The following is a 5260-nucleotide window of genomic DNA, read 5'->3' on the forward strand; positions in this document are numbered from 1 at the left end:
TTTCAACTTCATTGAAGAAGATGATTCGCTCATGATTTCTTTTGAAACTCTTCCGAGTTTCTCTCATTGGCTGTCCTTGTTGTTTAGTTTTCAAAGACCATGGATGGTCTGGGTGTCGCGGAGGACCGAAGACACTGTCTTCGCACGAATTAACATTCTTGCAGGATGTCCGGGAGCGACCAGAGACCATGACTTGAACAAGGATGTTCAAGGTTAGAGCGCTAGCCAAGGATGGCGAGAAGAGACCAGCGCCATGGATGGCTGGCTGCCGTGGCACTTGGGCAAAACTGCCATTTTAGCATTTTCAACTCGCGTTGTCAATACTTTTTTGGGTCAACCGACTTAAAGTACTCAATCAATCTGATTCCCTTGGCTTCAGGCCAGAGTTGAATAATAGCATTTCCAACTGTCGTTGTCAATGACTAAATTAACTAAATTGCATTGTTCGATTGAAAGTTCGAAGGTTTTAATCTCCCCGCTATTCAATTACGGTGCGCCGTTTTACAGGAGATAACGTTACGAAATATAATTATGATAATACTACTGAAGTTTTGCACCCCGCTACACCCCTGTTTCTCTATATCCAAGGGAGTCCAATGCCATTATTTCATTAGATTATTACTGATTAAATGGCAGTTCGTCTTTGATTTCTGCAAATAATTTATCTAGGGATTCATAGATGTTCACTCGACGAAAATAGGCCAGAAGTGTATAGCGAATATAGCAGGTTGTTATATGGGCAATCTGAGCATCAAAATCCCTCGATTGACAAGTCCCTAACTTTAGATGCTGTTTGTTTCCTTAAATAAGACTTCAATGGTCCAGCGGATGCTGTAAATCTCCAACATGCTTAATAAGCTAAGAGATATGTCGGTAGAGAGGAACAGTCTCCATTTCTTCTGGTAGGGAAACCTACAAAAAAACAGTTTGACTTGCCCGATTCCTTCATAATCGACGAGGACTTCGGAATAACGGATATTCCGTTTCCGACATCGTTTTTCGTTTCCTTCGCTTTTTAAGATTGGTTTCAATTGACTGGCATTGAGGGAATCCCCTTTGTAGAGATACTTCCTCGTATCTTGTCGAACTCCACAGACCAAATGCATCGGTTTTTTGCCTAATCCTCGAACCGTTTGAATAAACTCGTGGCTACTAAACCAGCTGTCAACAAGGACATATTTAGCCTGAAATCCCTTTTTCAGAGCCCTTTTCAGCATAGTTAGACCATTCGTAATTTTACTAACATGGCACTCCTGGATACGCTTCGCCCCGGCTGATTTGGGGTTCCGTTGCTTTTCGGCAAAGTGTTTTAAGTTTGAACGTCTTCATAACTTCACATATAATAGTGTTAGTCAACTATTGGGGCTATTCTACGCTAATATTCCAATCACAGGTGTTTTTAACATTACATCCATTCTTAACTCCTCTTCTAAAGGAAAGTTGTACAAGAAATAATCCGATCTGAAGAGATTTCTTAAGTCGCTACATCTCTTTTTATGAAAACAAGCCATGAGATTACATTGAAAAGTATAAAATAGGCTGCCAATACGAGCAATGAGAAGGTCATTGTCATCCCTTTGACTGCCGGAGTTCCATCTGTATATACCTTCAAATTTAAATTTGAAAAGAGTATATATTTCACCCAACTATATTGGCTTAGCAAATTCACTAATACATTGCCAGTGAACATTAAAAACAAAGAAATTCCTACCGCCAAAGAGGTGTTGCGGAAGACGGAAGAAATCATAAATGCTAAAGTGACCATCATGAGCAAATTAACGCAAGCATAGGCATAGATAGTGAAAACATGCCACAGCATATTTATTTCAGTCACATTTCCGTTTGAGAACCCTAAATAGGGTTCACTAACTCCGCTTAAGCCGTAAAATATCCCGCCTACAAGAAATGATGCTATAAAAAGAATGATGAGCGCATCTAACGCAAACAATAAAACTGCGAGGTACTTCGATAACAGAACCTTCCACCGTTTTAAAGGCTTGATCAGTAGAAATTTAATTGTTCCGGAATCAAATTCTCTGGCTACGATCCCTGCGGCAATAATAATTGAAAATAGGGAGACTAATGAAATTGCACTGGACAAATCCATAACAAACCCCCATACTGTTTTTCCCTGCTCTGGAGGCAAATTATGCTCAATGCGGTAATTATTAATTTTAATAATTTTTTTAAATGCTGCACTGCTTTGTTCTGCGCCAATACCTTGATTCTGAACCTGTTTCAAAGCTTTTTGCATAAGTGTGTTTTGCTGAGTAAGCTGTGTTTTCCAATCTATGTTTGTTGAAGTTGAAGCTCGCTGCATGCTATTTTTGGAAATGAATCCGTAAGTAATAACAATCGAGATCAACAGGCCTAACATAATGTAGGTACTCATACGAAAGATCTTCATATTCTCATTTTGAATTAGATTAAGCATTCTACGCAATTCCAGAACCTCCTGTTAAGTCAAAAAATTTTTCTTCAAGAGTTTTAGATTGTTTATCAATGCCAGAAATCCTTATCCCTTCACACTCAAAGGCCGAAATAATGTCGGGAATTTGATTAGAATCAATCGTTATGGAAATTTTATCTTCTTTATCGATGGTCTCTTGTTCCTTAAACATCTTATTAAAAGAAACTTTAGCTTTTGTAACATCATCCACTGTAAATGTTACACGCACTGCTTTGTCCTTTGCAAGAAAATCGTTGACGGTTTGAATATCAATTAATTTTCCATTTTGAATAATCCCGATTCTATCACACATTAATTCCATTTCTGAAAGTTGATGACTCGATACCATGATGGCTATATTTTCTTTTTCAGCGAGCATTCTTAAATGTACCCTAAACTCATGAATTCCTGCGGGGTCTAAACCATTGGTCGGTTCATCTAAGACAATTAAAGTAGGTTTATGGAGTAAGGCTTGGGCTAAACCTAGCCTTTGGCACATACCCAGTGAATATGTTTTAACTTTATCCTTGATTCTTTGATCAAGTCCGACTAAAGCAACAACTTCATCAATTCTAGCTTTCGTAATATTGCCATACATTCTTGCAGAATGGACGAGATTCTTGTATCCTGTTAAATACCTATACATCTCAGGGTTTTCGACAATTCCGCCAACACTTGCTATTGCTTTTTCATAATCATTTTTGATACTAAAACCATTGATAAGTATCTCACCCTCGGTAATAGAAACTAGTCCAAAAAGCATACGAATGGCGGTCGTTTTACCAGCTCCGTTCGGTCCTAAAAAACCAAAGATTTCGCCAGCATTGACGTCAAAGGATATATCATCAATGATCATCTTCTTGCCAATTTTCTTTTTAACGTTTTTAAATTGGGCAATAGGTTTTATTTGCATATGCTACCTCTTTCTCCTTAATTAGTATGCATGACATTCATACTTAGGGCTTGCAAGCCAAACCCAGCTTTTTTCTCGATAACGAAAATCTTACTATTTCCCCCTAATATCCAAAAAACAAGTAGGGCAAAAAGAACTTTGAACCCATGATTTCAATTCATTACCAGAAATGCATTAAAATTATGAGCTCTGCAGTTTCTTCTAACTTTGCATAGATGCGAGCAAGCTTATATTTTCTTTTACCTTCTCCAAATTTGCCTTCCACTGCATTGCGTTCTCTAGCATCTTGTCGCTCGATTCTTTTTTCGGCTTCCTTCATGAGGACTTTGCCTAACGATCTCCCCAGTTTAGGTTCACTTAGCCGGATGCCATGCTCTTTGCAATGGACCAAGATGTCTCGATTTCGGTAAATTTGGTCTGCTAAAATCGCTTCAGGATAACAGCCATTGCGACGTTTATAACCCTCCACCGTCTCTTTCAATGTCCCTGCTTCGTTGTACGGATCTCATGACAATTTTTCAATTCGGCTGTTAGCCGTTCCCTAGGCTTATCGCTACTTTGGCCCAAGCTCTACGGCAGCACCTGATTTACCCCGTACGATGGGTCTGACATGGGGTTGATAGAGATTTACAATGCTATGCGCTATCTAATGAGTTTTTGTTTTGTACTTCGTTTGTCTGTTGATTAATTAACTCCCGAACGGTCGACAAAGCTATTGCTTCCGCTGACTCAAGAACTCGGCTTATGCAGTTGCTCCTTGAAGCATCCGCTCAACGATTCCGAGGTTTCGTCTCACATATTGCAGTTGTTTTCTTATCTGCTTTTCGGAGTTAATTCTTTCTCGGTTTCCTTTGCTTGGAGATGTTAGATAATCTTTCCGCGCTTTCTCTCGATACGTTCTTGGTCATCTTGCAGCTTTTCCACAAGTCTTATAAAGCGTGTCAATCATCTCGTCTAGTTTTCTCGTGTTTGGTTCAATAATCCCAGGTATGTCGGAAAACGCAGGTAGGCTGGCGTACAGGTTGCATGAAGAATGAGCGTTCCCTAGTTAGGTTTAGCTTTGGGTGCATTCTCTTCTATCTCTTGTGTTTCAACAGGCTTAGTTGTGTCAACACTACCGGATCCTTTTGGGTCATCATCGTGATAATCTTCATCATTCTTCTCTATTTTTCCTTTGTCTGGATCTTTGCGCAGTTTCTGCCGAAATGATACGTTCTTTGATCTTGGCAAGGCGCTTGACATTAAAACGTTTTTGAAAGACGAAGGCTCGAGTCTACTTGCCTTCTGCGCTATTCTCTGCAGGAAGGTCTGCATCAATAGTTCCGATCCTACATGTCCGGTTGATCACGCTGGCAAATGAATTGGAAAAGTAGATTTCAGAAGAATTATCTAGTCCCTTTTCCTATTCGCCAAATTATTAATACATTAATGATTACTAACAAACTAGAAATAACTATAATTACCGTACTAAGTCTTCCATAGAATATATTACCTGTAAGAAGAGCGTTAAAAGATATTAGAATGCCGGTCAGCATCAATATTATTAGTATAATGGTTGATATAACTTTATACTTCAATATCTTGACACAACCTTTCAGTTTATTTCTTTAAAAAATTAATCATTTTTTCAGTATTAACGAATTTGTCATCACCAACTGAATTTTTTAATGCTGTAATTACATTTAGTCTTGAAACTTCGTTGTTTGAACTAAGTATTAAAGCTATTATTCCAGATATCTCTGCTGTTGCAACAGATGTGCCGCCAGCCTTATCTCGGATTAAGTTACCTTTGGAATCAATAGATAATACAGGAATTTCACTTCCTGGTGCGCTAATCGTTGCAGCATTGGAGTAATTCGACTTTGCAATTATATCACCATCAATATTTTGAGCTTTGA

General features: G+C 38.7%; 7 protein-coding genes. All 7 read right to left on the reverse strand.

The window, feature by feature from the left end:
* On the reverse strand, nt 1–277 hold a 277-nt coding region (locus DOT_RS30875), incomplete at its 3' end, for a hypothetical protein (protein WP_157998523.1).
* Nucleotides 278–782: 505 nt separating this feature from the next.
* The gene (locus DOT_RS25975; protein WP_009624595.1) at nt 783–1217 is read right to left on the reverse strand and encodes a transposase; all 435 of its coding nucleotides are present in this window, start codon (nt 1215–1217) and stop codon (nt 783–785) included.
* A 257-nt stretch (nt 1218–1474) separates the two neighbouring features.
* Nucleotides 1475–2434 carry an ABC transporter permease gene (locus DOT_RS25980; RefSeq protein ID WP_040413514.1) on the reverse strand — a complete coding sequence of 320 codons (960 nt, stop codon included), beginning with the start codon at nt 2432–2434 and terminating at the stop codon, nt 1475–1477.
* A gap of 1 nt (nt 2435) precedes the next feature.
* Nucleotides 2436–3362 (reverse strand): ABC transporter ATP-binding protein, encoded by a 927-nt coding sequence (locus DOT_RS25985; protein WP_009624597.1) that lies wholly within the window; start codon nt 3360–3362, stop codon nt 2436–2438.
* Between the two features lie 160 nt (nt 3363–3522).
* Entirely contained in the window at nt 3523–3843 is a 321-nt protein-coding gene (locus DOT_RS28065) for a transposase (protein WP_009624599.1), read from the reverse strand.
* Nucleotides 3844–4406: 563 nt separating this feature from the next.
* The gene (locus tag DOT_RS28070; protein WP_157998524.1) at nt 4407–4592 is read right to left on the reverse strand and encodes a hypothetical protein; all 186 of its coding nucleotides are present in this window, start codon (nt 4590–4592) and stop codon (nt 4407–4409) included.
* A 369-nt stretch (nt 4593–4961) separates the two neighbouring features.
* The coding region (locus DOT_RS25995) for a S8/S53 family peptidase (protein ID WP_009624601.1) at nt 4962–5260 on the reverse strand (299 nt) is incomplete at its 5' end.

The sequence above is a fragment of the Desulfosporosinus sp. OT genome, from assembly GCF_000224515.1.
GTDB lineage: Bacteria > Bacillota > Desulfitobacteriia > Desulfitobacteriales > Desulfitobacteriaceae > Desulfosporosinus.

What these genes read in the sequence shown, in the direction of transcription:
- DOT_RS25975 (WP_009624595.1), bottom strand. Translation starts at nt 1,217, where the DNA reads ATGCTGAAAAGGGCTCTGAAAAAGGGATTTCAGGCTAAATATGTCCTT.
- DOT_RS25980 (WP_040413514.1), bottom strand. Translation starts at nt 2,434, where the DNA reads ATGCTTAATCTAATTCAAAATGAGAATATGAAGATCTTTCGTATGAGT.
- DOT_RS25985 (WP_009624597.1), bottom strand. Translation starts at nt 3,362, where the DNA reads ATGCAAATAAAACCTATTGCCCAATTTAAAAACGTTAAAAAGAAAATT.